Here is a 25,882-nt window from a genome sequence, read left to right on the forward strand (position 1 = left end):
TGAGGATTAACCCTCAGCCCCTGCTTTTACGGCGACACATTCGCGTTGTCGTGATCGACCAAGTGCGGCTTCGCAAACGTGCGCGGAGGTCCGATCAGTGGTGTTTTGACGGGCGTTGCGGCACCGGGAACAATCACAATGGAGTTTTCACCGGGGTTGATGTCGTAGAGGGCCGGGCCCGCCTTTTTCCAGTTGTTCATCAGCCAGATGTTGCCGGACGGATCTACGCCGCCGCCGGTGAGGCGGTCCAGTGCATCGCTTGTATAGCCTGTTGGCGGTGAAATAGGATCACCCAGACCGAGACCATGGGGACATTTGCCTGAGCCGCAGAAATGGGAAATGGCCGTGTCAGCGAACTGGGTATCCTCGGTAATACCTTCTACGGGCGATTGGCCAAAATTGAATACCCACAGTGAGTCGGCGCCATCGATGGCGTTCCCCCATGGCAAGCCGAGTCCACCCTGATTCGTGATCTGCGTGGGTGCACCGCCATCCGCGGGAAAAAAGACAATCGATGGATTGGGGCCTTCCTGCGGCTCGTAGGGATCAACGCAGGGAATTCTAACCCCGCTGGTACTGTTCACCCACATATTGCCCTTGCTGTCACCGGAAATACCGATGGGATAGGAAATATCGACCATGGAGGTGTCTTTGACTTCGATATCGCCATCCGTATTGAGCATGTATACCTCACCGGAATTATTTCCCGTCACCCATGCCCGTCCTTTGGGATCGATGGCGATCGCAAAAGGTTTGAGGTTCGGCGCCTCCGGTGTTCCCGCGCCCGGCAACGGGAAGTTTTTAGCGAGCAGTGGATTTCCTTTCGGCAACAGGGTGATGGTGTCATTACCGCAGTTTGCGATCCAGATGTTGCCTTCCCGGTCGGAAACCGTACCCTGCGGCCACCAGATATTGCCTTTGGTAAACCCACTCTTGGGAGACAGCGGCTTGCCATTGGGTAAGAAAAGGGCAACGCTGTTGTGCGTCGCGGGAATTTTTTCCGCCGGGTCGGGGGGAATATTGCCGTTGGCACAGCTTGGCGCCTCAAATCCGTAGTTGCCCACCCACAATAGGCCGCGGGGATCAAAGGTCACACCGAAACCGGCGCCACTGAGACCACCACCGGTGAAAGGTGACCCGGGAAAGGTTTCACCCCAGGGATAAAACTTCAGCAAACGCTGCCCGGTGCAGGCAAATTCGTCGGGCGCCCGCGGCTTGTAGTTGTTAATCACCCAGGCATAGCCTTTTTCGTCGATGGCGACGTTACCCGGCCCATTCATCAGGTTGTTGCTGTTCTGTTTCGAGTAAAAACCACCTGTGAATTTGATAAACAGTAGCCAGTTGGTTGGCCGTTCAGTTAATGCGGGCTGATAAAAAGGAGACGCGAGTGACAGCAGATACACCGGGTCGTCGGCAACTGAAGGATAATTAGGGTACGCGGGAAACTTCATGATATTCGCAATCGCCTGCAGCACATTCGTGGTTACGGGCTCACCGATATGACTGGTAGCGGCGAACAGTGCCTCACAATTTATGCTGTCGGCGACACATCCGGCCACAACATTTGTCAATGAGTTGAAGGTAGCGAAGGTAGATGTTTTTGTTCCGTTGGGGGTACGGCGCAGCACCTCACCAACGTTGCCTGTTGCCGGGTCGGCCATGTTCTCCGCCATTCTCACCGCGTTGAGCACACCATAGGTGTTTCCACGAATCTTGCGCCCCTCTACAAACTGAGCAAACGCCGCGCCCGCAGCGACCGTGGTACGCTCATTCACAACAATTTTTTCGGGCCTTCTCTCGCCGCTGCTGAATGCAGTGACCAACATAACCGGACCCCGTTCGGCAATCACAAACAGCACGGGGCTAAGCTTGTCAGGCAGCCCCCGGGGTAGCCAGTACGGTAATTCAAATTCGCCAGAGGCGTCCGTGTGGGTGGTCGCGAGTATCTGGTCAAACGGCAGGCCGGCAACATAACTGGCATACAGTGACACCTTGTAACCGCGCAATGGGCTGCCATTGCCTTCCACTCTTCCAAGCAGTGATTTTCGCGAAGGTAGCCATTTTCCAATGGGCCCGGGAAAGCCGGCATGACCCCAGCCCTGGCCGGTGAAATTTCCGGCACCATGGGGGATCAAATTTGTGGAGACATTGAACGAGGAGACATTGGGCGACGAGACATGGGGAATGGAATCGGGAAGTGTCTGGGGGGAATTGTACAAACCACCCCAGGCGCTCTGTGCTCTGGTTTTATCAGAAACGCCCAGGCCGCATGACAGAGCGAGAATGAATACGGTGACCGCTACTTTTCTGTTGAAAAAAACGCAGCCCGAACTGCCAGAATCCATCATGAACCTCACTCCTTTACTACGCAGTTCAGTGACATCAATTCCATTGAAAAAAGTATGGCACAGGAATATTCGAGATCGAGCGCGATTGCATTCTCTGAGGCTCCTGCGCAAACAATGGCACGAAAGTTTCCTCGGCATAGGTCGCACCGTCATGTTGGCGATGGCTACCCCAGATATATTGCGCTTGCGCATGCATTGATATTCAATGCCGCTATCGAAGGCGTCTGGCGTAATTCTGACAAAACTGGAGGAAGTAAATGACAACCCTCGCCAAGAATACCGTGTGCCTCTGGTATGACGGTTGCGCAGAGGAAGCTGCGCGCTTCTACGCGGAGATCTTCCCCGACTCATCGGTTACTGCGGTACACCTTGCGCCAGGAAACTATCCATCCGGCAAAGCCGGCGACGTGCTCACCGTCGAGTTCACCGTAATGGGCATCCCCTGCCTGGGGCTGAATGGCGGGCCGGCATTCAAACACGACGAGGCCTTTTCCTTTCAGGTTGCCACTGAGAATCAGGAAGAGACGGATCGTTACTGGAATGCAATCGTCAGCAACGGTGGCCAGGAAAGCGCCTGTGGCTGGTGCAAGGACAAGTGGGGATTGAATTGGCAGATTACGCCTGTCGCGTTGATCGAAGCTATTACCAGCCCCAACCCCGCCATAGCCAAGCGTGCATTTGATGCCATGATGCAGATGCGGAAAATTGATATTGCCCGGATTGAGGCCGCGATCGCTGGTTGAACCCCTCGCGAATACGGCTCAGCGCACGAACAGTAATGTTCATTTTTTCCGGGATTGTTTGATCATTGCTGTAATCTGTTTGGCAAGATCATTGGGAATCGGGAAATGTAAATTGTATTGGGCAATTTTCCACTCGCCGTTTTCCTTTACCAGCACACCAGAACCACGGCATTCGCCATAGACCGGATTGTCCAGCAGCTCATCAAACCACGCCACGTCACCGTGAATCACAACAGTGCGGTCTCTCGGCACATAGGTCCAACCCTTGCCCTGGCTGAAATAGGGTTTCACGAACTCCCTGAAGGCATCTACGGTCCAGCGCTCACCGGCGTCGGTGCCGATAAATACACCTTCCTTACTGAACAGATCGAAGTAGGCTTCGAAATTTGCATCGGCCGCGGCGTTGTGAAAGCTATCCAACGTACCCCGTACATCCTTCAGCGCGGTCTCGTGGTCATGGGTATCCACAAGCATCCTTTCGGCAAGTGCCGTTGCACGCACTTCAGAGGATACGACCCGCAGCGGGTGCTCGTCGGTGATGGGCCGAGGAGATACCTTTGCCTCCTCCGCCACAGCAGTTCCGAAGAAGCAGCCCAGCAATGCTCCCACAACTGGAGAGAGAAAATTATCACGTTTTCTTGTCATTATTTTCACTCCGCTTTTCGTTATCCGTCGGGTTGCAGCAGCCAGACTTTTTCCCGCGCGGCGACCCTTCCTTTCAGCCCGCCGCGCACATCCACCGCATCCACCAGTTGCAACTGGTACTCATCCCTGTATAGCCGCTGAATTTCCTCATCGTTTACACAGAATGGAGGGCCTGGCAATTGGCTCTGATCGTAGTCGAAGGAAATCAGCAATTGCGGCGCGCAGCCCGTCAGCCGCTGCAAATGCGCCGCGTAATCCACCCTCATCTGTTCCGGCAATGCCACCAGTGCGGCGCGGTCGTAGATGGCATCCACGGGACCGAGAACCTCAGCCTGCAGCTGGAAAATATCGCCGACAAAAATATCCAGGTCCTCAGTGCGATACCGCTTCAGAGCCCCCTGCTCCGTCACGTCGGGCACAACCGCCAACTCCTCGAACAGTTGCTGAACAGCCATTTCACTCAGCTCCGCGCCAGCCACACGAAAACCCCGCGCCAGCAGCCAATGGATATCCAGCGTTTTGCCGCAAAGCGGCAGAAACAGTCGTGCGCCCGGATGTAGCCCGAGCCGCGAGAAATGCTCTACCAGTAATGGATGAGCCTCCGGGTTGTGGAAACCAATTTCACTGCGCTGCCATTTCTCCAGCCAGAATGATTTTTCCATGAATGTTCTGCTCCGTGTTTGCCGTACGCTCATTTGAGCGTTGCCGTTTTTTTATCTTGCCGTTTGACCTGGCGACTGCCAATAACTTCCAACTCCCTCGGTGCTGGTCTCGACATTCTGTTTACCTCGAGATTTCATTGCTCGCCGGATTCGGTATTGAGGTTCGCGACCATGCGCGCGCTCAACTCGGTGAACTGTTGCAGCTCGCGCTTTGTCAGGCCGTGGGTCATGCGGTTCGCCGTGTTTCGCTCGACCTCCAGCAGTTGTTCCATCACGAGACAGCCCCTTTCGGTGGGAAACAGCAACTGGCTGCGGCCATCGTCGGGGTTCGGGCGCTTCTCGATAAGGCCGTCGCTCAATAACTCCTTGAGCACACGAGTAATCTGGGCTTTATCGCGCTGCATGCGCTGAGCGATGGAAAAGGCAGTGGACTCGGAATTGCGGCAAATGCCCTTGAGGACACGGATATGGGTGATGGGAAGCCCCAGCTTGCGCTCGGAAACCTCGGCGCGCAAACAGGTTCTGTAACCGTGTACCAGCCGGTGGAGGATATTGCTCAGGGATTCATCCGTATGCGCTTCACTCATATGTGCATGCCCACCGCACTTAATTGATAGTGTCAACCATACCGGGATTTAGATGACACTGTCAACCAAGCCGCAGATTCTCGACACCTTTCTCCTTCATCCGCTGGTCAGTCAGATGGGGGCGGCCGTTACCGGCAACTTGTCGTTACGCCTTTTCACTGCACCGGTGACACCGGCCTTGAGGGATAGCCAGCTCTGTTCAGGTTGCCCAGGTACCGCAATCCGCGAAGAGGCCCGAGATGAACACAACCTGCCGCTTACGGGCCTGTCGCCGTTTCGCCCAAAGAGCTTGCGATCGAACAATACCTTGCCCGCCACACCACCGTTATAATCGCCGCCATGTCAGATTTACCCATTTATGAAGTGCTGCCGGCGCTGCTGGACACACTCAACCATCACAGCAACGTGGTGTTGCAGGCCCCTCCCGGTGCCGGCAAGACCACGGCGGTGCCGCTTGCGCTGCTGAACAGCCCCTGGCTTGCCGGCCGCAGGATCATCATGCTGGAACCTCGGCGCCTGGCGGCCCGCGCGGCGGCCGCGCGCATGGCGGATCTGCTGGGAGAACCGGTGGGTAAGACGGTGGGTTACCAGATTCGCGCGGAGCGCAAATCCGGCCGCGACACCCGCATTCTGGTGGTGACCGAAGGTATTCTCACCCGCCTGCTGCAGTCTGACCCGGAACTTGCGGACACCGCACTGGTGATCTTTGACGAATTCCACGAGCGCAATCTGCAGGGTGACCTGGCCTTGGCGCTGTGTCTGCAATCCCAGGAAGTACTGCGGGATGATCTGAGGCTTCTGGTGATGTCGGCAACACTCGACGCAGACACCGTAGCCGCCCTGCTCGACAATGCGCCGGTCATTACCAGCGAGGGGCGTGCGTATCCGGTGGATGTGGAGTACCTCCCCCACCAGCAGGTCGCTGATGATCCGCGCCAGATGCCTGCGCTGATGGCCCGCAAGATCCGCGAGCTGATTGAACAACAGGAAGGCAGTGTGCTGGCATTCCTGCCCGGTGTGAGCGAGATCCGTGAGGTGGAATGCAACCTGCGCGAGTCGCTGGGCCAGCGACCGGACATTCTCATCGCACCGCTGTATGGGGATCTGAAAAAAGAACAGCAGGATGCGGCGATTGCCCCCTGCCCCCAAGGGCGCCGGAAAGTAGTACTGGCCACTAATGTTGCGGAAACCTCACTCACCATCGAAGGCATTCGCCTGGTGGTGGATTCCGGGTTGATGCGGGAATCCCGCTTTGACCCCAACACCGGCATGAACCGGTTGGTGACCACGCAAATATCCCAGGCCTCTGCCACCCAGCGCGCCGGCCGCGCCGGACGTCTTAGCGCGGGCCACTGCCTGCGCCTGTGGAGTGAATCCACCCAGCGCGGTATGGCCAGGAAAAATTCCGCGGAAATCCTGCTGAGCGATCTGGCCCCGGTGATGCTGGAGCTGGCCAAGTGGGGAGTGAGCGATGTGCGCGAGCTGCGCTGGCTGGACCTGCCGCCTCCGGGGCCAACGGCTCAGGCCCGGGAGTTGCTGATAGCGCTGGGGGCACTCGACCGCGATCTGCGTATCACCAATCACGGCGCGAAGATGCTGAATCTCGGTACCCATCCGCGCCTCGCGCACATGATGCTGAAAAGTGGAGAACTCGGTCTTGAAGAACCCGCTACACTGCTCGCCGCACTGTTGTCCGAGCGGGATATTTTCCGAGGAGAGCAGCGCTGGGACCGGGATATTCACAAGCGCACGGAAGTGCTGACCGGCACATCCAGAAACAACAGCGCGGATTTCGCGGCGATTCAACGGATTCGCCAGCAGGCAAAGACCTGGCGCTCGCAATTGGCTGATAGTGTAAAGAAAGTCACCGACGCGCCTGATCCGTTCGACACCACCGGGGTATTGCTCGGCTTTGCCTATCCGGACCGGATCGCCAAAAACCGCCGCGACCGCGAACGGCGCTTTCTGTTGTCCAGCGGACGCGGTGCGCATTTTTCCCACGACGATGAACTGGCGCTCCAGGACTACCTTGTCATTGCCGACCTCGATGGGCAGGGCCGCGATGCGCGCATCCAGCTGGCAGCACGCATCAGCCGCGAGGCACTGTTCGAATATTTTGCCGATCTTATCGAAACCGAAGAATCCGTACGCTGGGACAACAGCGCCGGCCGTGCGAACGCCAGCGTCCAGACAAGGCTCGGGAAACTGGTACTGGAAGAAAAGCCGGCACAGGATATCTCACCGGCGCTGGTGAGCCGCGCACTTCTGGATGCCATCCGCCAGATGGGACTGCGTGCGCTTCCGTGGAGCAACGAAGCGGAAAGCCTGTTGCAGCGGGTTCGATTTTTACAGAACCAGCGTGAACATTTCTCGGATCTGGTAGATCCTCTCGAACTACCCGACTGGAGCGAAACGGCGCTGCTGGAAACTATGGAGGAATGGCTGCTTCCACACCTCGACGGTTTCAGCAAACTGGACCATGTAAAGCAACTGGATCTGAAAGTGATTCTGCAGTCGCAACTGGCCTGGCCCATAAAGCAGCGTGTGGATGAACTGACCCCCAGTCATATCCAGGTTCCCAGCGGCTCGCACATCGCCATTCAGTACGGCGAAACACCACCGGTTCTCCCCGTACGCCTGCAGGAAATGTTCGGCCTCGCGCAAACGCCAACCATCCTCGGCGGCCGCTACCCCCTGATGATCCACCTCCTCTCCCCCGCCCAACGCCCGGTCCAGGTCACGCGGGATCTGGCAAGTTTCTGGAAAAACACTTACCAGGAAGTAAAAAGGGAACTCCGTATCAAATACCAGAAACACTTCTGGCCGGATGACCCAACGACAGCGCAGGCGACGAACAAGACCAAGAAGCGCATGGAGCAATAACGAGCCTCCATACTGGCACGACTGCACCACTTGCCGAAAACCCCATCCAACTGGTACGCCCGCACCATAGCCACAATGCTGTGGCTTCGGTTTTACCGAGGTCCTGTCGCACACGCCATCAAGACAGCGATGTCATCAACAGGAATAACAAGCCGCCAATTTTCTTGTTTCCACCGTGCCACTTTTGATTTCGCGCGTTTCTGGGACGCCACTTCACAAAATTCTCTGGATATTTCCGGGACCCGATCGGCTGTGCGATGGAGCGGCGGGTAACCTCCTAACAATAAAAAGAGAAATTCGAAATGAGAAATCAGAACCGGACGCAAAAACGCCGATGGATTCACTCGCTGGTTACAGGATTGTGCGCAACGGTGCTGTATAGCCAGGCGCAAGCCACCATTTTTCAGGCGGAAGATTACAACGCCTTTTACGATACGACCCCCGGCAATACCGGCGGTGCCTACCGCGCCGATGATGTGGATATCGAAGCCACCAGCGATAGCGGCGGTGGCCACAATGTGGGCTGGGTGGTTGCCGGTGAGTGGCTTGCCTACAACAATCTCGTCATTCCCTCCAGCGGTCAGTACATCGTGCGATTTCGTGTGGCGAGTGCTACTGGCGGAACCCTGTCGAACGACCTGAATGGTGGTTCGATCATTCTCGGCAGCGTGAATGTGCCCAACACCGGCGGCTGGCAGAACTGGCAGACCATTTCTCACCAGGTCCATATCGATGCGGGCACATACAGCCTCGGTGTGTATGCCACGACCGGAGACTGGAACCTGAACTGGATTGAAGTGGTACCCGCAAGTCCGGCGGGTGGCGTCGCCACGGTTTACCAGCATTGCGATTACACTGGCTGGTCCGCGGGGCTCGGCGTCGGCAGTTACAATCTGGCAAGCATGCAAGCGCTGGGATTTGTGGACAACGATGCCTCATCCATTCGCGTGTCGTCGGGCTACCAGGCAACCCTGTACGCCAACGACAACTTTACCGGCGCCTCGGTAACGATCACCGGCGATGACAATTGCCTGGTCAACGAGGGCTTCAATGACAATGTGACATCCATCGTTATCAGCCCCGCTGCCACCAATGGCCTGGTGTGGGCGGACGAGTTCAATGCGATCAATACCGCTGACTGGACCTTTGAAACCGGCGGTGGTGGTTGGGGCAATAGTGAATTGCAGTACTACACCGCAGGCCAGAACGCTTCAATCCAATACGATGCCCAGGCGGGCAGCAACGTGCTGGTGATCGAAGCGCGTCGGGAGGGTGGCTACAGCTGCTGGTACGGCGCCTGCCAATATACATCGACCCGGATGATCACAGGCGGTAAAAAGGAGTTTCAGTACGGCCGCATCGAAGCCCGTATAAAGCTGCCGCAAACCCAGGGTATCTGGCCGGCGTTCTGGATGCTGGGAGGCAATATCCGAACCGGTACCCCTTGGCCGAACTCCGGGGAAATCGACATCATGGAGCACGTCGGATACGAGCCGACACTCACGCACGGCGCCCTTCACGGTCCTGGCTACTCCGGCAACACTCCGATCATGGGTACCTACAATGTCGGGCAGAGTGTCGATGCTGGCTACCATGTGTACGCGGTGGAGTGGAACAGCAACGGTATCAGCTGGTTCGTGGACGGCAACAACTTCTACAACGCCTCCCGCGCGCAGGTGGAGCAATATGGTCCCTGGGCCTTCGATCACCCGTTCTTCATCCTGTTGAATGTGGCAGTCGGCGGGAGCTGGCCAGGAAGCCCGGACGGTGGCAGTGTGTTCCCGCAGCGGATGTATGTGGACTACGTGCGGGTCTATCAGTAGTAAATATAAAAAACGCGGCTACGGCCGCGTTTTTTATATTCAATGGCGTTGATGCCGTAACTGAGGCTAAGCGATACCAGTATCGACCGCTTTCGGCGGCAGCCTCTCCCCCAGAAATTCCCAAACCGCATCCACTGCACGATTGCGGGCTTTGCGACCAAGGCACACCAAGTGAATCGGAGCGCTCTCCGGATGCCTCCAGCGACGCAGAACAGGTACCAGCGCGCCACTCGCAAGTTCCCGCTCAATGATCAACGGATCGACCTGAATGATCCCCAATCCCGTTATTGCCATTTCAACCAGTGTACTGGCATTGTCCGACGTAATAGCCGGCTCAATCAGTGCTGACTCAATAGCACCGACGGACGCCTCGGAATCGACAAATAACCAGTGGTTTGCATTCAATTGCCGGCTGCGAAAAACCAGGCATTGGTGATCCCGCAGCCCCGACGGATCAACTGGCTCGCCGTGCAACCGCAGATAGGCCGGGCTCGCGAAATACCCCCAGGTCTTCACACCAATCTGGCGCGCCACCAGGGAAGAGTCAGGCAAATGCCCGATACGCACCGCAATATCCACACCGGTATCGATCAGGTCAACCTGCTGATCATCAATATTGAGGTCAAGCGTGATCCGCGGAAACTCCGTTTTCAGCCCAGTCAGTACAGGTAGCAGCAGTCGCTGAGTGATTAGCGTGGAACTGCTTATTTTTACCGAGCCCGACGGTTGTTGCTGGCGGTTCAGCCGCAATTGCTCCGTATCAAACACCAATTGTTCCAGTGTTGCCGTGGCTTTCAGCAGAGATTCACCGATTTCAGTCAATCGCAGTTTTCGGGTAGAACGCTGTAACAGACGCTGGCTGAGATGCCCTTCCAGTTGCGCCACTTTTTTGCTGACCGCTGAGCGAGACAGTTGCAAGTGATCTGCAGCCGCCTGAAAGCTGCCGCGCTTGGCAACCTGCCGAAACACATAGAGATTGGGTAATTGCAAATGCAGCGGCTCGTCCATTATTCACATCTCCACAACTCAAAAGATTCCAAAATGGAAACAATCCGTTTCCTTGCACGCGCCTAATCAGAACGGATTGTCAGAGTTAGAGTGATCACCGTCAATCACAAGCAATGAGCATTTTATGAATCAGAAACACTATTTGATTACCGGGGCAACTGCGGGCATCGGGCTGGCCACCGCTAAACAGCTGGCGTCCGAAGGACACAATCTGACGATCGTTGGGCGCAACACTCAAAAGTTACAGGATGCCTCGGTAGAAATAGCCCGGCTTGGCAACGGTGAAGTGATCACTCAGCGGTGTGATAGTGGTGATATGACGCAGATCACTAGCATGGCTGCCGCACTGCAGCGTGACGGTCTTGCTTATGACGGCATTGTGTTGAATGCGGGCATCTTTATGCCGCAGAACTTTTCTGAGCTCAGCGAGGCCAGTTTTGATCAGACGATGACGGTCAACTTCAAGGCGCCCCTGTTCACCCTGCATGCGCTACTGCCCTGCCTGAATAACCCAGCGAGTGTCGTATTCATATCATCGCTGGTGGTCCACAAAGCCTTCGCGGGTGCCACTTCGTACAGCGCCAGCAAAGCCGCCTTTGAGGCCGCTGCACGGGTACTCAACCTCGAACTCGCAGAGCGGGGAATTCGCATTAACTCGATACGGCCCGGAGTGACCGCGACTGAAATCCAGCGCAAGGCGGGAATGGATGAAGAACAAATCGCAGAACTATCGGGCGTAATGCAGAGCACGGCGCTGGGAAGAATATTGAGACCTGATGACATGACAGCGGCCATCAGCTATTTGCTGAGCGATGCCAGCGTGGGAATGCGTAACTCCTGCCTGGACATAGACGGAGGCTTCACCCTGTAACTACAGCCCTCTGCCAGTCATCCCCCGCCGTATTGTCCCCGGATACCCAGTGGCACGCCTGCATGTACGGGTATCCGGGGTGCCATCAGTGCTTGGTGAGCTTATCCAGATAGCCCATCAGAAAAGCGGACAGCACAAAGGTCAGGTGCATAACCACATACCACAGGAGTTTGGAGTCATCTGTTTTTTCCACTGCCATAAACACCTTCAGCAGGTGAATGGAGGAAATGGCGACGATGCTTGCGGCAATTTTTGCTTTCAGTGACGAGGAGTCCATTTTCCCCAGCCAGTTCAGCTTCTCGTCGTCATCGCCAATGTCCAGCTGGGACACGAAATTTTCATACCCACTCATCATCACCATGACCAACAGGCCGCCCACCATGGCAATGTCGATCAGGCTGAGAACCACCAGGACCATATCCGCTTCCTGGATGGTGAAAATATGTGCGAGCAGGTGAAAGGTTTCCTTGAAAAACATTATGGCCAGTGCCACCACAGCCAGGCTCAGCCCCAGATATATGGGGGCCAACAGCCAGCGGGAGCGGTACATGGTTTGTTCGATCAGCTTTTCCAAATTTACCTCACAGCGGCAATGCAATTCGCGTTAACAAGGGATTAGCAACAAAAAAATCGCGGCTTTGCCGCGACTTTCTTAATCAACAATACGTCTCGGACTTGCGCGGTCAGTAATACGCCTGCGATTTATCGGTGTGATCGGTGATGTCTTTGACACCGGCCAGTTCCGGGATTTTTTCCTTGAGGGTTTTCTCAACGCCCTCTTTCAGGGTCATGTCCACCATGCCACAACCCTGGCAGCCACCACCAAATTTCAACACTGCGTACATGTCTTCAGTGACTTCCACAAGGCTGACCTGGCCACCGTGGGAGGCGAGCCCCGGGTTTACATCGGCATACAGTACGTAGTTGATACGGTCTTCGATGGGGCTGTCGTCGGTCACCTTCGGCATACGCGAATTGGGTGCGCGAATGGTGAGCTGGCCACCCATTTTGTCTGAAGAGTAATCCACCCTGGCTTCGTCCAGGTAGGGAATGCTGCGCCCTTCGAAGTACGCCTTGAGGCCGTTCAGCTCCATGGCCACATCACCTTCTTTTTCCTCTCCCGGGCGGCAGTAGGCGATGCAGGTTTCCGCGTTCGGGGTGCCCGGATTGGACACGAACATACGAATGGCGATGCCCTCGCAGTCCTGCTTGGCGAGCAGGTCGCGCAGGTACTCCTGGGCGGAGTCTGTGATGGTGACGTTCAATTCTGACGGCTGTTCTGACATAAACCTTCTCAAATAACCGGGCTAAGCGGACTGGCTGAAACCGCGCCGGGCGGGAATAACCCAGCTCAGCGGTCGGGTATTCTACGCCCATCCGCGTCCGAGTTAAACCAGGCTGCGGTACCCGGGGAATCTCTCATTTCAGCGCAACCACTCAACACAGCCACTCAGCGCACTTGGGACAGCGCACCGAGCAGTGCACGCGCGGTGGCTTCCGAGGAGGCGGGGTTCTGACCGGTTATCAGCAGTCCATCAGTACAAACGTGGCTCTGCCAGTCATCGCCCTTGGAATAATCCGCCCCGCATTCCTTGAGCATGTCTTCCACCAGAAATGGCACTACATCGGTGAGCCCGACACCCTCCTCTTCGCTGTTGCTGAAACCGGTGATCTTTTTCCCCCGGACCAGAGGGTCGCCCTGCTCATCCAGGGTATGACGGAACACTCCCGGAGCATGGCACACGGCAGCCACCGGCTTACCCGCGCGGTAGAAGCCGTGAATGATGACCACCGAACGCTGATCCTCCACCAGATCCCACAGGGGGCCGTGGCCACCGGGATAAAACAGCGCGTCGAAGTCATCTGTATCCACTTCGTCCAGAGTGACCGTATTGGCCAGGGCCTGCTGAGCAACAGGGTCATCACGGAACCGCCGGGTCGCAGGTGTCTGGGCATCGGGGGCATCACTTTTGGGGTCGAGCGGAGGTTGCCCTCCTTTCGGGGACGCAAGCGTCACATCCGCCCCAGCATCCACGAATACGTAATACGGCGCAGCGAACTCCTCCAGCCAGAAGCCGGTTTTCTTGCCGGTGTCTCCCAGCTGGTCGTGAGACGTCAGTATCATCAGGATCTTCATGGGCTCCTCCCCTGTCGTCAGTCCACCGAGTGTAGTGTGAAGCGCCCCCGATACGACGCTAGATCCGTTGGTTACAAGCTTATGCATACTCGGTATTGCCCAGTGACTGCGGCGCCAAAGAACACCGGTAACTGTGCTAAGATTGCCGCCCTTTTGATCCCCGGCACTGGCTCGGTGCCCCGCTAAATTCGGTATAGGAAGTTTCCATGTCTCTGCAGTCCCGCGACCAACGTCTGAAACAGCTGTACGCCGCCCTGGGCGAGCGCATCCTGATTCTGGACGGCGCCATGGGCACCATGATCCAGCGGGAAAAACTGGGTGAAGCGGACTATCGCGGCACGCGCTTTGCGGACTATCCATCGGATATCAAGGGCAACAACGACCTGCTGGTGCTGACCCAGCCGGACCTGATTGAGCGCATCCACCGCGACTATCTCGAGGCCGGTGCGGACATCATCGAGACCAACACCTTCAACGCGACCCGCCTGTCCCAGTCGGACTACGACATGGAAGACCTGGTGCCGGAGCTTAACCGGGTGGCCGCGGAAGTGGCACGCCGCGCGGCGGATGCGCTCTCCACGCCTGAGCGCCCGCGCTTTGTTGCCGGGGTGCTTGGCCCGACGTCGCGCACCGCAAGTATTTCTCCCGATGTGAACGATCCGGGCGCGCGCAATGTGACCTTCAAAACGCTGGTGGAAAACTATATCGAGTCCACCCATGCGCTGATCGACGGCGGGTCTGACATCATCCTGATCGAGACTATCTTCGACACCTTGAATGCCAAGGCGGCGATCTACGCGGTGCAGGAAGTGTTTGACCAGCTCGGTTTTGAGCTGCCGATCATGATTTCCGGCACCATCACCGATGCCTCCGGCCGCACCCTGTCCGGCCAGACGACGGAAGCCTTCTACTATTCCGTCGCGCACGCCAAACCTCTTTCCGTGGGCCTTAACTGCGCCCTCGGCGCCACCGAGCTGCGCCCCTATGTGGAAGCCTTGTCCGGCGTGTGCGCGGAGCACGTCTCCGCCCACCCGAATGCGGGCCTGCCGAACGAGTTCGGCGAATACGACGAGACTCCGGAAGAAACCGCGGCGATCGTAGCGGAGTTCGCGCGCAGTGGTTTTATCAATATTCTCGGTGGCTGCTGTGGCACCACGCCGGAACATATCCGCGCGATTGCCGATGCGGTGGTGGATATCGCCCCGCGCAAGTTGCCGCAGATCAAACCGGCCCTGCGCCTGTCCGGTCTTGAGCCCTACGTGGCCGACGAGACCGCACTGTTCGTGAACGTGGGCGAGCGCTGTAACGTCACCGGCTCCGCGCGCTTCAAGCGTCTGATCATGGAAGAGGATTACGATACGGCCCTGCAGATCGCCGCCGCCCAGGTGGAAGACGGTGCTCAGGTAATCGACTTCAACATGGACGAGGCGATGCTGGATTCCGTCGCCGCCATGCGCCGCTTCCTCAACCTGTGCGCCACCGAGCCGGACATCGCCAAGGTGCCGTTTATGGTGGACTCCTCCAAGTGGGAAGTGATCGAGGCGGGCCTGCAGTGCATCCAGGGCAAGCCCATCGTCAACTCCATCAGCCTCAAGGAAGGCGAAGAGGAATTTGTCGAAAAAGCCCGCCTGTGCCTGCGCTATGGCGCCGCGGTGGTGGTGATGGCTTTCGACGAAACCGGCCAGGCGGATACCTTCCAGCGCAAGATCGAAATCTGTAAGCGCAGCTATGACATCCTCGTGGATAAGGTGGGATTCAACCCCACGGATATCGTGTTCGACCCGAATATTTTCGCGGTAGCCACCGGTATCGAGGAGCACAACAATTACGCGGTGGACTTTATCGAGGCCACCCGCTGGATCCGCAAGAACCTGCCGGGTGCGAATGTTTCCGGTGGTGTTTCCAACGTTTCCTTCTCGTTCCGCGGCAACAACCCGGTGCGCGAGGCGATCCACTCTGTATTCCTGTACCACGCCATCAAGGCGGGATTGAACATGGGGATCGTCAACGCCGGTATGCTCGAGGTGTACGACGAGCTGCCCGCGGAGCTTCGCGACAAGGTCGAAGACGTGATCCTGAACCGCAACGACAACGCCACCGAAGCGCTGCTGGATATTGCGGAGAAATACCGCGGTGACGGCGCCACCGCCGAACGCAAGGAAGACCTGGCCTGGCGCCAGTGGCCAGTGAAGAAACGCCTGGAACACGCGCTGGTAAAAGGCATCAACAACTTTATCGAAGAAGACACCGAAGAGGCGCGCCAGCTGTCCAGCCGCCCGCTGGATGTGATCGAAGGTCCACTCATGGACGGCATGAACGTGGTAGGCGACCTGTTCGGCGAGGGCAAAATGTTCCTGCCACAGGTGGTGAAATCCGCGCGTGTGATGAAGCAGGCCGTGGCTTATCTTCAGCCCTACATCGAGGCGGAAAAAACCGAAGACAGCAAACCCAACGGCCGTATTCTGATGGCGACGGTAAAAGGCGATGTGCACGATATCGGCAAGAATATCGTCGGCGTGGTGCTGGCCTGTAACAACTTTGAGGTGATCGACCTCGGCGTGATGGTGCCGGCGGAAACCATTCTGCAGACCGCCAGGGAAAAGCAGTGCGACATCATCGGCCTCTCTGGCCTGATCACCCCATCGCTCGACGAGATGGTGCATGTGGCTGCGGAAATGGAGCGTCAGGGCTTTGATCTTCCGCTGTTGATTGGCGGCGCCACCACCTCCAAGGCGCACACCGCGGTAAAAATCGAACCGCAGTACAAGCGCAATCAGGTGGTGTACGTGGCGGACGCCTCGCGCGCGGTGGGTGTTGCCACCAACCTTCTCTCCGACGAGCTGCGCCCGAACTTTGTCAAAGGTGTGCAGGACGAGTACGTGAAGGTGCGCGAGCGTACCGCCAATCGCAAGCGCAACGACCCGCGCCTGAGCTATGCAGACGCCCTGAAGGCAGGCCCCCAGCTCGACTGGGCCAACTTTACACCCAAGGCTCCGAACAAGCCGGGCCTGACGGTACTGGACGATTTCCCGCTGGAAAAACTGGTCGACACTATCGACTGGACGCCCTTCTTCATATCCTGGGATCTTGCCGGCAAATACCCGGCCATCCTCAATGATGAAGTCGTGGGCGAAGCGGCCACCGATCTGTTCAAAAATGCCCAGACCATGCTGGCGGACATCATCGACAACAAGCGCCTGAAAGCCCGCGCGGTGCTCGGCCTGTGGCCGGCGAATTCGGACGGCGACGACATCGTGGTGTATACCGATGAAAGCCGCACCGAGGAGCGCGCACGGTTGCATCAGATGCGTCAGCAGGTGCAGAAGCGCGGCGGCGACGGTTTCTGTCGCTCGCTCGCGGACTTTATTGCGCCGGTCGGTTCCGGTGTGGCGGATTACGTGGGCGGTTTCGCGGTAACCACCGGTATCGGCGCCGATAAACTGGCGGCTGAGTATGAGGCAAAACACGATGATTACAGCGCGATCATGGTGAAGGCACTGGCGGACCGCCTGGCGGAATCGTTCGCGGAATACCTGCATCGGGAAGTGCGCAAACAGTACTGGGGTTATCAGCCGGATGAGGCACTCAGCAATGAGGAGCTGATCAGGGAATCGTACTCCGGTATACGCCCTGCCCCCGGCTACCCTGCCTGCCCGGACCACACCGAAAAGGCAACGCTGTTCACATTGCTGAACGCGGAGGAAAATACCGGTATTGAGCTGACCTCCAGTTTCGCCATGATACCGGCGGCGGCGGTCAGCGGCTGGTACTTCGCCCATCCGGAATCCAAGTACTTCAATGTGGGTAAGATCTCGCGGGATCAGCTGGAAAGCCTGGCAGAACGCAAGGGCATGAGCGTGGATGAGCTGGAGCGCTGGGTGCGGCCGAACCTCGAGGATTAACGACGCCTGCTGTGCAGGAGCCTGCTTGCAGACGAATCGGAGATAGGTTTCACTGCTTTGCAGTGTTCGCCTGCAAGCAGGCTCCTACAAAGTGAGGGCAGAGAAAAGTGCGGGCAGGAGAGGAAAATATGGAAGATCAAGACAAGAAACCGTCCTTCGGCCAGGTGGTACTCAGCACCCTGGCCGCCGCCATCGGCGTACAGTCCAATAAAAACCGGGAAAGGGATTTCAAGGGCGGCAGTATCAAAGCGTACATTGCCGCAGGCGTGATCTTCACCACCCTCTTTGTGATCACGTTGATCCTGGTAGTGAAAACGGTTCTTAGCAATATGGGGTAAGCCCCCAAACTTGACCCATCGAGCCTTTTCGGGGAAGTGTTGAAAAACGTAGCGAGTGAGCCGCTGGCGTCCCGGCACGGCCGGACGCCATCAGGGCATTCGCGCGCGGCTTTCAGTGCTTACCTTCCGTGCTTACCTATTTATCCCCGGGCTATCCCTGGGAGGCTACCCAGAATATACAGGTCGCCACGAAGATGGCTACGAGGGCCACCGCCGCAAGGGCGTCTACCAGATTATCGCTATCGTCGGATACAACTACTACTTCTCGGGCTACATGATCGCTCATCGGAATACTCCGTCACTCAAGAACTCATTATTGTTTTTAAAGGTAGCAGTACCGCGGAAAAACGGCGGTTGCCCAAGTAGATCAAATCCCCGCGAGGGGCGCAACCACACGCCTTTCCCGCCAGCGCACTGCAACCCGATGCTTATAACCAGCAGTTACTGGTTTAGCGAAAAAAATTGTTATTTTTCGTATAAGGCCGCTGGTATGTTATGCGCCATCTCAGGGTGGCTGATAGGCTCCAGAAGTCCCTCCAGACACTGGCCAGGCACCCGGATTCGGCGTAAAAAAGCAATGGAATCAAGCTCTTATGTATCAATACGACGAACAGGACCACAAGCTGATCCGGGAACGGGTGGCCCAGTTTCGCGGCCAGACCGAGCGCTATCTCGCCGGTGAGCTGAGTGAAGAACAATTTCTGCCCCTGCGGCTGCAGAATGGCTTGTATATCCAGCGCCTGGCACCGATGTTGCGTATCGCCGTGCCCTACGGCCTCCTGAACAGCACTCAGGTGCGCCGACTTGCGCACATTACGCGCAAGTACGACAAAGGCTATGCCCACTTCACCACGCGCCAGAACGTACAGTTGAACTGGCCGAACCTCGAAGATGTGCCGGATATTCTCGCCGAACTTGCAGAAGTGGAAATGCACGCGGTACAGACCAGCGGCAACTGCATCCGCAATACCACCACCGACCAGTTCGCCGGTGTCGCCCGCGACGAACTGGTGGACCCCCGTCCCTACTGCGAACTGATCCGCCAGTGGTCCACCTTCCACCCGGAATTTGCCTTCCTGCCACGCAAGTTCAAGATTGCCGTGTGCGGTGCAAAAGAAGACCGCGCGGCCATTCGCGCCCACGATATCGGCTTGCAGATCGTGAAGAACACTCAGGGTGAAACCGGGTTCCAGGTGTTTGTGGGCGGCGGCCTTGGCCGCACCCCGATCATCGGTGTTGCCATCCGCGACTTCCTGCCGGAAGTGCATCTGCTCTCGTACCTTGAAGCCATTGTGCGTGTGTACAACCAGCTCGGCCGCCGCGATAACAAATTCAAGGCGCGCATCAAAATTCTGGTGAAGGCGCTGGGTGCCGAAGCGTTTGCCCGCCTTGTGGAAACCGAGTGGGAACAGATTCGGGACGGCGCCGACGAGCTGCCACCAGAAGCCATTGCATGGTCCAAACGCTTCTTCCCGCAGCCGGCCTACAAATCCTTTAGCGACAGCCACGGTGAGGCGGTACTGCGCGACCAGGCGGGCTCCGACAAGGCATTTTCCCGCTGGCTCGAACGCAACACGTTTCCGCACCGGGTGCCCGGCTACCAGGCGGTAACGCTCAGTACCAAGCCCACTGGTATTCCTCCCGGCGACGTGACCGACCGCCAGCTGGAGGCTATTGCCGACCTCGCTGACGAATTCAGCTTTGGCGAAGTGCGGGTTACCCACGAGCAGAACGTGGTGCTTGCGGATGTGGAACAGGAGCGCCTGTATGAACTGTGGCAGGCAGCCCGCAAACACGGCTTTGCCACCCCGAACATCGGCACCCTGACCGACATGATCTGCTGCCCCGGTGGTGACTACTGCTCGCTCGCCAACGCCAAATCCATCCCGGTGGCGGAAGCGATCCAGCGCAGGTTCGATGACCTGGACTACCTCTACGACCTGGGCGACCTGCACCTGAATATTTCCGGCTGCATGAACGCCTGCGGACACCACCATATCGGCCATATCGGTATTCTCGGCGTGGACAAGAAAGGCGAAGAGTTCTACCAGATACAGCTTGGCGGCAGCGCCAACGAGAAGGCAGCCCTTGGTACGGTTTTGGGTCCGAGCTTCTCCCGCGATGAGATGCCAGACACCATCGGCAAGATCCTCGACGTGTTCGTGGAAAACCGTCAGCCGGAAGAGCTGTTTATCGACACTTACAACCGTATCGGGCTGCAGCCATTCAAGGAGCGTGTGTATGCCAAAGCCAGTTAAGACACCCGTGGGCGCACAGCCGGAAAATCCAGCACATCTGATTCTCGATGGCGCGGTGGCAGAAAACCAATGGAACCTGTTACCGCTGGACGCCGAAACAGAAATTACCGCAGCCAACCTGGCGCCGGGCAAAGTCATTCTTCCCCTGAGTGTTTGGCTGGTACTGCGCGATGAACTGCAAAACCGCAAAAACGAAATCGGCGTGTGGCTGGACAGCGATGAGACCGCAGACCTGATTGGCGATGACGCCAGTGAATTGCCCCTGATCGCCGCGCACTTCCCCCTGTTTACTGACGGTCGCGCCTTCACCGCCGGTCGTCTGCTACGCCAGCGCTATGGCTTTACCGGCGAGCTGCGGGCCGTGGGGAACTTTATGCGCGACCAGCTGACCTATCTGACGCGCTGCGGCTTTAATGCGTTCGCATTTCAGAGCGAACAGCCACTGGAAAACCTGCTGGACTCCCTGCGGGACTTTACCGACAGCTATCAGTCGGCTGTCGATCAGCCGCTGCCCATCTATCGCCGCCGCGCCCTACTTGGCTGAAAAACTACTGCGCGAGCGCCTGGTGGCGTCCGGCTGTGCTGGTGCGCCAGCCCGGTCGAAATGCTCACGTACTTTAAGTACGCTCCGCTTTCTCCGCGCAGGCGGCCACCACCAGCCACTCGCTCGCTACGTTTTTCTAATTTACCTAAAGCCGGGTAAAACACTGCCCGGTTTTTTATGCCTGTTGAAGTTCTGCCGTTGCCGAATACCTGGCCAGCTCTCCGGCCAGCCAGCGCAAACCTTCCCTGCCCTGCAGCGCTCGTCCGGTCATGGGCAATTGGACCTGCGGTAGATCACCCAATTTTTCAGACACCTTTACCAACACCCGCTGCTGCATTGACCATGCGCCCTGTAGAAACTCCACCGGTTCCGCTTCTGCTGGCAGCAACCGGTTGAGCACCAGCCCGGCAATCATGATGCCGACCTCTTTGAGTGCGGCAGCGGCGCGGCAGGTCTCTTCAAAGGGGAGGTTTTCCGCGGTCATGACGAACAGAAAACCGGTTGCCTCCGCGTCGCGCAGAACCTGCGCGGCTTCGCGAAAACGCTGTTGGCGCTCGATCAGAGGCGCAAGTACTGAAGGTGCTTCCCGTTCGACCTCCTCTTCCCGAGTGGAGCTGCGCAGGGAGCCGATCACATCCCGGAATCTGCCCGCGCGCTTTTTCTGTGCGACAAGTCCGTCGGCCCATGTCGACATCACCGCGGGCAGCGACAGCAGACGCAGGGTGTGGCCGGTTGGCGCGGTGTCAAAAATGATCAGGTCGTAGTCGTCGCGGCGCTGGATCAGCCGCGTCATTTCATCGAGCAGGGCCGCCTCTTCCGCACCCGGCGAGTGACGAGTGAGGTGCAACTGTTTCTCCAGCTGCGGGCGCAAATTGAGTGCTACATGTGGCAACATCTGTGCGCGCAGGGATTCCAGATAACGGTTCAACGCGGTGCATGGATTCAACTCCAACACCTGCAGTGCCCCTGCCCAGGGGATCGTTTGCGGGGCGCGGCCGAGGGAGGACTCGAACAGGTCACCGAGATTGTGTGCTGGATCGGTGGATACCAGTAATACCTTGTGTCCGCGTTGCGCTCCAGCCACCGCCAGACCGGCGGCGACGGTGCTTTTTCCCACACCGCCCTTGCCACCGACCAGCATCAGTCGGCGCTGTAACAGGTCATCGAGATTCAGTATTTTTTTCATCAACAGCAGCGCAATTCATCGAGCGGGGATCGCTCCATCCCCATACGCTGGTGCCATTGGTGAAATCGCTCCAACATGAGCGGCTGTAACTCGAGCGTATACAGGCTCACCGGATTGGGGATGCCGAGGGACTCCGCATACACCAGCAGCATGAACAGGTCCTCTTCATCCCGCTCGGCGCGGGCCAGCGCACTGCGATAGGGGCCGTTGTAATAGGCCTCCAGTTGTTCGCCGATTCTGCGAAATACCAGCTTCAGATTCTTCGGCAATCCAGGTTTCTGCGGTGTTTCCATCACCGAACCCTCTTGCGAATGAACAGGGATAGTATTAACCCGGTAAACTAAATGTCACCGGGTTAATAGCAGCTACCGCCACGTCAGGACTCCTCGCCAATGGAATCCCGGGCCGGCCTCCTGAACGCGGAGGCACACTCCAGAGTGACCAGAATCGCCGCCACCAGCACGACAACGTCGAGCCCCAGCAGAAACCAGTCCTGTTTCCGGTAAAACTCGTTCAACTGGATCAGCAGCGCTGCCAGAGTCATCACCAGCAAAAACACCAGCGGAATGAGCGTGATCCACATGGGACGCTTCAGGCGCACCAGCATCACGGTAATCACCAACAGCGTGAGTCCGGCGAGTAACTGGTTAGTAGTGCCGAACAATGGCCAGATCAGAAGGCCACCGGAACCATCCGCCCCACCGGCGCCAAAGGCCAGCAGAATACAGCAACCCACCGCCATCAGCGTTGCCGGTGCCGGCTTGCCGAGCCAGCGGATACCATAGATCTCGCCGAATTCCTGAAAAATATATCGCTGCAGGCGCAACCCGGTATCCATGGTGGTGCCGGCGAACAGCGCAGCCATGACCGTCAGCATGGTGCCGGAAACAGCAACATCAATACCGACGCCATTTTGCAGAATAGTCGCACCGCCATCCACAAATGCCTGCACCCCGCCCTGCCCGAAGGACGTGTACACCGCCTGCCAGTCGCCCAGTGAGGCAAAGCCCGCAGTCGCGGCAATAATGGCGGCGAGCGCGAGTGCACCTTCGCCTACCGCACCGAAATACCCCACAAAGCGCGCATCGGTTTCTCTGTTCAATTGTTTCGACGTGGTCCCGGACGCCACCAGGCCGTGAAAACCGGAAATCGCCCCACAGGCGATGGTTACGAACAGCAGGGGAATCAATGGCGGCGCGCCGGCAGGCACATCGTGATTGATCATGGGTGCCACCACTTCCGGGCTGGAAATGAGTACCGCGCTGTACAGCAGGATGAGCCCTACAAACAACTGCAATCCGTTGATGTAGTCCCGCGGTTGCAGCAGCACCCACACGGGCAGTAGTGAAGCGATGGCCGCATACGCAAACAGAATCAAAATCCAGACCGCGCCATCGGACATGCCAAACACCGTTTCAGGCAGCGACACCGGTACGGATGGTCCGATATAGATCAGCGCGTACAGTGCAATGACACCAAACAGGGAAACCAGCGCGAGATTGAATTTGAAGCGGTAAATCAGCTGCCCGATCACCAGTGCCACCGCGATTGCCCCCCAGATCGGCACGACCGACGCGGGGTTTTTGATCAGCAACCCGGCGATCACCACACCGAACACCGCATTGACCATCAGCAGTACCAGAAAGATGACGATCATGAAGATACTGCGGGCGCGCTTGCCGACGACTTCGCCGGTGAGCGATCCCACAGAAAGCGCGCGATTGCGCACGCTCGCCCAGATGGCGCCGCTGTCGTGCACCCCCGCAAAAAAGATGGTACCCAGTACCACCCACAGAAATGCCGGCAGCCAGCCCCAGATCACCGCTATCGCCGGACCGACAATGGGCGCGGCGCCGGCTACAGAGGTAAAGTGGTGTCCCCACAGCACAAACTTGTTGGTGGGCACGTAGTCCACGCCGTCTTCAAACTCATGCGCAGGTGTCATGAAATCCGGATCAAAGCGATAGATACGATCGGCAATAAAACTGGAGTAAAAGAAATAGCCGGCGGCCATGCCCCCCAACCCGAGTACCATCAGGAGAATTGCACTCATGCATACCATCCCTGTTGTGCATTATTGTCCGCGCCCGACAAACTCAAAACCTGCCGAACTCAGAAAATAGTAGCGTAGTCGCCAATTACCACACAGCAATTGGCACGTGATTCCCTGTATTCATGGCGCCGAACGCTAAATATCAGCGCGGTCAGATCACACCCCGCTCCCGAAGCAGTCGGATCTCATCGTCGGTTTTGCGCAGTACTGATCGCAATATCTCGCTGGTGTGCTGCCCCAGCACCGGCGGCGCCTGCTCATACTCGAGATTTGTCGCGGAAAAACCAAGCGGATTGCGCACCGTTTTTACCTTGCCTGCGGTCGGATGATCCTGCTCCACCACCATGCCCCTTGCCAGCACCTGAGGATCGGCAAATACCTGCGCGAGATTGTTGATGGGCCCGCAGGGCACATGGGCATCACTCAGTTTTTCCAGCCACCAGGCCGCGGGGTGCTTCCGTGTGGCCTGTTCAATCAGTGGCACCAGCTGTTCGCGCGCCGCCACCCGCGCATTATTGCTGGCATAAGCGGGGTTTTGTGCAATGTCATCCAGCCCGGCAATGGCGCAGAACTTCTGGAACTGAGTGTCGTTGCCCACCGCAAGCATAAAGTGGCCATCGCTTGCCGGCACCGCCTGATAGGGAACGATGTTCGGGTGCGCGGTGCCCTGGCGTTCGGGGCTTTTGCCGGAAGTGAGATAGTTCTGGGCCTGGTTCGCAAGCCACGCCACCTGGGTATCCAGCAGCGCCAAATCGATCTGCTGGCCCTCTCCGGTGCGGTCACGATGGATCACAGCTGCGAGAATTCCGGAGACCGCGTACATCCCGGTCATCAAATCCGCCACCGCCACGCCCACCTTCTGGGGGCCGGCGCCGGGCTGGCCATCGGGCACACCGGTAAGGCTCATCAAGCCACCCATGCCCTGTATCATCGCATCGTAGCCGGCGCGCTGCGCATAGGGGCCCGTCTGCCCGAAGCCGGTAATGGAGCAGTAGATGATCCGCGGATTGACCGCGCGCACGGCGTCGTAATCGAGGCCGTATTTTTTCAGGCCGCCAACCTTGTAGTTCTCCAGCACTACGTCGCATTGCCTGGCCAGAGCGAGAATCAACTGCTGCCCCTCCGCGCTGGTGATATCGACGGTCATGGATTTCTTGCCGCGGTTCGCACACAGGTAATAGGCCGCCTCCCCGGTATTTTCGCCTACCTCATTCTTCAGATAGGGCGGCCCCCAGTGGCGGGTGTCATCGCCCTTCTGCGGGCGCTCCACCTTGATGACTTCAGCCCCGAAATCCGCCAGCACCTGACCGGCCCAGGGGCCAGCCAGAATCCGACTGAGATCGAGAACCTTGAGATGCGCCAACGGACCAGCCATAACTACCACCCTGCCTGTAAAAGTGATCACAAATTCAGGTGCGAACATTAACAGCCCGACGACGATAAAGCAGTACCGATTGGTCAAATGCTGGAACGGCCGTACACTTTGGCCAGCGCAACCCGATGAGTGAATCCACAATAACTGATAACAGGATAGCGACATGGTCGACAGCACAATGAACCATCAGCAACAACCACCAGCAAATGAAACAACCGAGTTCCGCAGCTTCCGAGACTTCTACCCCTACTACCTGAAAGAGCACAGCAATCTCACCTGTCGTCGCCTGCATTTTGTCGGCACCAGCCTGGTGATCGCTCTACTTGCCACGGCCCTGCTCACTGGCCAGTGGTGGTATCTCGCTGCATTGCCGGTTGCGGGTTACGGCTTTGCCTGGGTCGGGCATTTCTTTTTCGAACACAACCGCCCCGCCACCTTCAAGCATCCCCTGTATTCGCTGTGGGGGGATTTTGTGATGTACAAGGATATGTGGCTGGGCAACATCGAGCGCTGACGCCG

Annotated in this window: 24 protein-coding genes; 11 read left to right on the top strand and 13 right to left on the bottom strand. The window is 57.7% G+C overall.

The window, feature by feature from the left end; genetic code table 11:
* Positions 1-26: 26 nt before the first annotated feature.
* On the bottom strand, positions 27-2,219 hold the full coding sequence (locus C3938_RS16105) for a hypothetical protein (protein ID WP_158681739.1): 2,193 nt from the start codon (positions 2,217-2,219) through the stop codon (positions 27-29).
* A 64-nt stretch (positions 2,220-2,283) separates the two neighbouring features.
* Between C3938_RS16105 and C3938_RS17970 the strand changes: the two genes are divergently transcribed.
* A complete protein-coding gene (locus C3938_RS17970) occupies positions 2,284-2,547 on the top strand; it encodes a hypothetical protein (RefSeq protein ID WP_158681740.1) in 264 nt (87 codons plus the stop codon).
* A gap of 58 nt (positions 2,548-2,605) precedes the next feature.
* Positions 2,606-3,091, top strand: a complete 486-nt coding sequence (locus C3938_RS16110; RefSeq protein WP_105104234.1) for a VOC family protein — start codon at positions 2,606-2,608, stop codon at positions 3,089-3,091.
* A 39-nt stretch (positions 3,092-3,130) separates the two neighbouring features.
* Here C3938_RS16110 and C3938_RS16115 read toward each other — a convergent pair whose 3' ends face one another.
* The 3 genes from C3938_RS16115 to C3938_RS16125 form a co-directional block, all read right to left on the bottom strand.
* The gene (locus C3938_RS16115) at positions 3,131-3,736 is read right to left on the bottom strand and encodes a nuclear transport factor 2 family protein (protein WP_233998983.1); all 606 of its coding nucleotides are present in this window, start codon (positions 3,734-3,736) and stop codon (positions 3,131-3,133) included.
* A 20-nt stretch (positions 3,737-3,756) separates the two neighbouring features.
* Positions 3,757-4,398: a thiopurine S-methyltransferase gene (gene tmpT, locus C3938_RS16120; protein ID WP_105104236.1), complete on the bottom strand. Its 642-nt coding sequence runs from the start codon at positions 4,396-4,398 to the stop codon at positions 3,757-3,759.
* A 134-nt stretch (positions 4,399-4,532) separates the two neighbouring features.
* Positions 4,533-4,985, bottom strand: a complete 453-nt coding sequence (locus C3938_RS16125) for a MarR family winged helix-turn-helix transcriptional regulator (protein WP_105104237.1) — start codon at positions 4,983-4,985, stop codon at positions 4,533-4,535.
* 52 nt (positions 4,986-5,037) lie between these two features.
* Here C3938_RS16125 and C3938_RS17975 point away from each other — a divergent pair, with 52 nt between their 5' ends.
* The 3 genes from C3938_RS17975 to C3938_RS16135 all read left to right on the top strand — a co-directional run bounded on the left by C3938_RS17975 (position 5,038) and on the right by C3938_RS16135 (position 9,691).
* Positions 5,038-5,316 (top strand): hypothetical protein, encoded by a 279-nt coding sequence (locus tag C3938_RS17975; protein ID WP_158681741.1) that lies wholly within the window; start codon positions 5,038-5,040, stop codon positions 5,314-5,316.
* Positions 5,317-5,324: 8 nt separating this feature from the next.
* Positions 5,325-7,868, top strand: a complete 2,544-nt coding sequence (hrpB, locus tag C3938_RS16130) for an ATP-dependent helicase HrpB (RefSeq protein ID WP_105104238.1) — start codon at positions 5,325-5,327, stop codon at positions 7,866-7,868.
* 302 nt (positions 7,869-8,170) lie between these two features.
* Positions 8,171-9,691, top strand: coding sequence for a family 16 glycosylhydrolase (locus C3938_RS16135; RefSeq protein ID WP_105104239.1), 1,521 nt, complete (start codon positions 8,171-8,173; stop codon positions 9,689-9,691).
* A gap of 66 nt (positions 9,692-9,757) precedes the next feature.
* Here the strand turns inward: C3938_RS16135 and C3938_RS16140 are convergent, their stop codons facing one another.
* Positions 9,758-10,699, bottom strand: coding sequence for a LysR family transcriptional regulator (locus tag C3938_RS16140; RefSeq protein ID WP_105104240.1), 942 nt, complete (start codon positions 10,697-10,699; stop codon positions 9,758-9,760).
* Positions 10,700-10,823: 124 nt separating this feature from the next.
* Between C3938_RS16140 and C3938_RS16145 the strand changes: the two genes are divergently transcribed.
* Positions 10,824-11,570, top strand: a complete 747-nt coding sequence (locus C3938_RS16145; RefSeq protein WP_105104241.1) for an SDR family NAD(P)-dependent oxidoreductase — start codon at positions 10,824-10,826, stop codon at positions 11,568-11,570.
* A gap of 85 nt (positions 11,571-11,655) precedes the next feature.
* Here C3938_RS16145 and C3938_RS16150 read toward each other — a convergent pair whose 3' ends face one another.
* From C3938_RS16150 to C3938_RS16160, 3 genes are all read right to left on the bottom strand, one after another.
* The gene (locus C3938_RS16150; protein WP_105104242.1) at positions 11,656-12,144 is read right to left on the bottom strand and encodes a TIGR00645 family protein; all 489 of its coding nucleotides are present in this window, start codon (positions 12,142-12,144) and stop codon (positions 11,656-11,658) included.
* Positions 12,145-12,253: 109 nt separating this feature from the next.
* On the bottom strand, positions 12,254-12,856 hold the full coding sequence (gene nfuA / locus C3938_RS16155) for a Fe-S biogenesis protein NfuA (protein ID WP_105104243.1): 603 nt from the start codon (positions 12,854-12,856) through the stop codon (positions 12,254-12,256).
* A gap of 164 nt (positions 12,857-13,020) precedes the next feature.
* Complete coding sequence (locus C3938_RS16160) at positions 13,021-13,707, bottom strand: type 1 glutamine amidotransferase domain-containing protein (RefSeq protein ID WP_105104244.1); 687 nt, start codon at positions 13,705-13,707, stop codon at positions 13,021-13,023.
* Between the two features lie 206 nt (positions 13,708-13,913).
* On the opposite strand from C3938_RS16160, the gene metH reads away from it, so the two are divergent.
* Both metH and C3938_RS16170 read left to right on the top strand, forming a co-directional pair.
* A complete protein-coding gene (metH, locus tag C3938_RS16165) occupies positions 13,914-17,609 on the top strand; it encodes a methionine synthase (RefSeq protein WP_105104245.1) in 3,696 nt (1,231 codons plus the stop codon).
* A 128-nt stretch (positions 17,610-17,737) separates the two neighbouring features.
* Positions 17,738-17,947 carry a DUF2970 domain-containing protein gene (locus C3938_RS16170; RefSeq protein ID WP_105104246.1) on the top strand — a complete coding sequence of 70 codons (210 nt, stop codon included), beginning with the start codon at positions 17,738-17,740 and terminating at the stop codon, positions 17,945-17,947.
* Positions 17,948-18,098: 151 nt separating this feature from the next.
* On the opposite strand, the gene C3938_RS18320 is transcribed toward C3938_RS16170, so the two are convergent.
* Positions 18,099-18,233 carry a hypothetical protein gene (locus C3938_RS18320; RefSeq protein ID WP_267893054.1) on the bottom strand — a complete coding sequence of 45 codons (135 nt, stop codon included), beginning with the start codon at positions 18,231-18,233 and terminating at the stop codon, positions 18,099-18,101.
* 307 nt (positions 18,234-18,540) lie between these two features.
* Between C3938_RS18320 and C3938_RS16175 the strand changes: the two genes are divergently transcribed.
* Positions 18,541-20,205: a nitrite/sulfite reductase gene (locus C3938_RS16175; protein ID WP_105104247.1), complete on the top strand. Its 1,665-nt coding sequence runs from the start codon at positions 18,541-18,543 to the stop codon at positions 20,203-20,205.
* A complete protein-coding gene (locus tag C3938_RS16180) occupies positions 20,189-20,749 on the top strand; it encodes a DUF934 domain-containing protein (protein ID WP_105104248.1) in 561 nt (186 codons plus the stop codon). Before C3938_RS16175 ends, C3938_RS16180 begins: the two co-directional genes overlap by 17 nt.
* A 175-nt stretch (positions 20,750-20,924) precedes the next feature.
* On the opposite strand, the gene C3938_RS16185 is transcribed toward C3938_RS16180, so the two are convergent.
* The 4 genes from C3938_RS16185 to C3938_RS16200 form a co-directional block, all read right to left on the bottom strand.
* Positions 20,925-21,935, bottom strand: a complete 1,011-nt coding sequence (locus C3938_RS16185) for an ArsA family ATPase (RefSeq protein ID WP_105104249.1) — start codon at positions 21,933-21,935, stop codon at positions 20,925-20,927.
* A complete protein-coding gene (locus C3938_RS16190) occupies positions 21,935-22,228 on the bottom strand; it encodes a cory-CC-star protein (RefSeq protein WP_199775632.1) in 294 nt (97 codons plus the stop codon). The genes C3938_RS16185 and C3938_RS16190 overlap by 1 nt, the downstream gene beginning before the upstream one ends.
* A gap of 83 nt (positions 22,229-22,311) precedes the next feature.
* Entirely contained in the window at positions 22,312-23,988 is a 1,677-nt protein-coding gene (locus C3938_RS16195; RefSeq protein ID WP_105104250.1) for a carbon starvation protein A, read from the bottom strand.
* Between the two features lie 151 nt (positions 23,989-24,139).
* Positions 24,140-25,363, bottom strand: a complete 1,224-nt coding sequence (locus tag C3938_RS16200; RefSeq protein ID WP_105104251.1) for a CaiB/BaiF CoA transferase family protein — start codon at positions 25,361-25,363, stop codon at positions 24,140-24,142.
* 163 nt (positions 25,364-25,526) lie between these two features.
* On the opposite strand from C3938_RS16200, the gene C3938_RS16205 reads away from it, so the two are divergent.
* Entirely contained in the window at positions 25,527-25,877 is a 351-nt protein-coding gene (locus tag C3938_RS16205; protein ID WP_105104252.1) for a DUF962 domain-containing protein, read from the top strand.
* The last annotated feature ends 5 nt before the right edge of the window (positions 25,878-25,882 follow it).

It is taken from the genome of Microbulbifer pacificus, assembly GCF_002959965.1.
Classification (GTDB): domain Bacteria; phylum Pseudomonadota; class Gammaproteobacteria; order Pseudomonadales; family Cellvibrionaceae; genus Microbulbifer; species Microbulbifer pacificus_A.

Coding starts and splice junctions, on each gene's coding strand:
- C3938_RS17970 (WP_158681740.1), top strand. CDS start 2,284: ATGAATACGGTGACCGCTACTTTTCTGTTGAAAAAAACGCAGCCCGAA.
- C3938_RS16110 (WP_105104234.1), top strand. CDS start 2,606: ATGACAACCCTCGCCAAGAATACCGTGTGCCTCTGGTATGACGGTTGC.
- C3938_RS16115 (WP_233998983.1), bottom strand. CDS start 3,736: ATGACAAGAAAACGTGATAATTTTCTCTCTCCAGTTGTGGGAGCATTG.
- tmpT (WP_105104236.1), bottom strand. CDS start 4,398: ATGGAAAAATCATTCTGGCTGGAGAAATGGCAGCGCAGTGAAATTGGT.
- C3938_RS16125 (WP_105104237.1), bottom strand. CDS start 4,985: ATGAGTGAAGCGCATACGGATGAATCCCTGAGCAATATCCTCCACCGG.
- C3938_RS17975 (WP_158681741.1), top strand. CDS start 5,038: ATGACACTGTCAACCAAGCCGCAGATTCTCGACACCTTTCTCCTTCAT.
- hrpB (WP_105104238.1), top strand. CDS start 5,325: ATGTCAGATTTACCCATTTATGAAGTGCTGCCGGCGCTGCTGGACACA.
- C3938_RS16135 (WP_105104239.1), top strand. CDS start 8,171: ATGAGAAATCAGAACCGGACGCAAAAACGCCGATGGATTCACTCGCTG.
- C3938_RS16140 (WP_105104240.1), bottom strand. CDS start 10,699: ATGGACGAGCCGCTGCATTTGCAATTACCCAATCTCTATGTGTTTCGG.
- C3938_RS16145 (WP_105104241.1), top strand. CDS start 10,824: ATGAATCAGAAACACTATTTGATTACCGGGGCAACTGCGGGCATCGGG.
- nfuA (WP_105104243.1), bottom strand. CDS start 12,856: ATGTCAGAACAGCCGTCAGAATTGAACGTCACCATCACAGACTCCGCC.
- C3938_RS16160 (WP_105104244.1), bottom strand. CDS start 13,707: ATGAAGATCCTGATGATACTGACGTCTCACGACCAGCTGGGAGACACC.
- metH (WP_105104245.1), top strand. CDS start 13,914: ATGTCTCTGCAGTCCCGCGACCAACGTCTGAAACAGCTGTACGCCGCC.
- C3938_RS16170 (WP_105104246.1), top strand. CDS start 17,738: ATGGAAGATCAAGACAAGAAACCGTCCTTCGGCCAGGTGGTACTCAGC.
- C3938_RS18320 (WP_267893054.1), bottom strand. CDS start 18,233: ATGAGCGATCATGTAGCCCGAGAAGTAGTAGTTGTATCCGACGATAGC.
- C3938_RS16175 (WP_105104247.1), top strand. CDS start 18,541: ATGTATCAATACGACGAACAGGACCACAAGCTGATCCGGGAACGGGTG.
- C3938_RS16180 (WP_105104248.1), top strand. CDS start 20,189: ATGCCAAAGCCAGTTAAGACACCCGTGGGCGCACAGCCGGAAAATCCA.
- C3938_RS16185 (WP_105104249.1), bottom strand. CDS start 21,935: ATGAAAAAAATACTGAATCTCGATGACCTGTTACAGCGCCGACTGATG.
- C3938_RS16190 (WP_199775632.1), bottom strand. CDS start 22,228: ATGGAAACACCGCAGAAACCTGGATTGCCGAAGAATCTGAAGCTGGTA.
- C3938_RS16195 (WP_105104250.1), bottom strand. CDS start 23,988: ATGAGTGCAATTCTCCTGATGGTACTCGGGTTGGGGGGCATGGCCGCC.
- C3938_RS16200 (WP_105104251.1), bottom strand. CDS start 25,363: ATGGCTGGTCCGTTGGCGCATCTCAAGGTTCTCGATCTCAGTCGGATT.
- C3938_RS16205 (WP_105104252.1), top strand. CDS start 25,527: ATGGTCGACAGCACAATGAACCATCAGCAACAACCACCAGCAAATGAA.